This window comes from bacterium (assembly GCA_040756715.1).
GTDB lineage: Bacteria > UBA9089 > UBA9088 > UBA9088 > UBA9088 > JBFLYE01.
The window spans coordinates 1-652 of record JBFLYE010000037.1 but is presented as its reverse complement, the minus strand read 5'-3'; the positions used below and the strand labels follow the sequence as shown (position 1 = coordinate 652).

The following is a 652-nucleotide window of genomic DNA, read 5'->3' as shown; positions in this document are numbered from 1 at the left end:
ATTTGAGATTAATGAAGAACCTTTAGAAAAGGTTGATGAAGAAAGAGAAAAGCTGAGAAAGGTTTTAAATACGAGTATTGATGAACTTGAAATATCTGTAAGAGCCTCTAATTGCCTTCGGCTTGCAGGAATAACAAGGATTGGAGATATTGTAAAGATGGATGAGACAGGGCTATTAAAGATGAGAAATTTTGGAAGGAAGTCTCTTGCAGAGGTAAAAGAAAGACTTGTTGATTATAACCTTACATTGGGAATGTCAGGCGTAGAGGAGCTCTTAGAGCCTTTATCAGAAGAGGCACAAGCCGGGATTGTAGAAAATGAGACACAGGAAGAAACATCTCAAGCTTAAAGGCTCTATAAGCCATAGAAAGGCACTTCTTTCTAATCTGGCAACTGAGCTTTTTAGGCACAAGACCATAAAAACAACCTATACAAAAGCAAAGGCTTTATCAAGGCTTGCTGAAAGGCTGCTAACAGAGGCAAAAAAGCAAACCCTTGCTTCCCAGAGAAAGATTATCTCAAATCTCCATAACAAAGAGGTGGCAAAGAAGATATTTAAAGAGGCAAAGGAATTACAACAGGGGGGGGGATACACAAAAGTTCTTAAGCTTCCTTGTAGGCATGGAGATAATAGCCCAATGGCAATTGTTAC

Annotated in this window: 2 protein-coding genes; both read left to right on the top strand. The window is 39.0% G+C overall.

Going from position 1 to position 652, the window contains the following annotated elements; genetic code table 11:
• Positions 1-349 (top strand): DNA-directed RNA polymerase subunit alpha C-terminal domain-containing protein (locus AB1397_01315; GenBank protein MEW6481639.1); only part of this gene is annotated, 349 nt, incomplete at its 5' end.
• The coding region (gene rplQ, locus AB1397_01310) for a 50S ribosomal protein L17 (GenBank protein ID MEW6481638.1) at positions 318-652 on the top strand (335 nt) is incomplete at its 3' end. The genes AB1397_01315 and rplQ, both read left to right, overlap by 32 nt.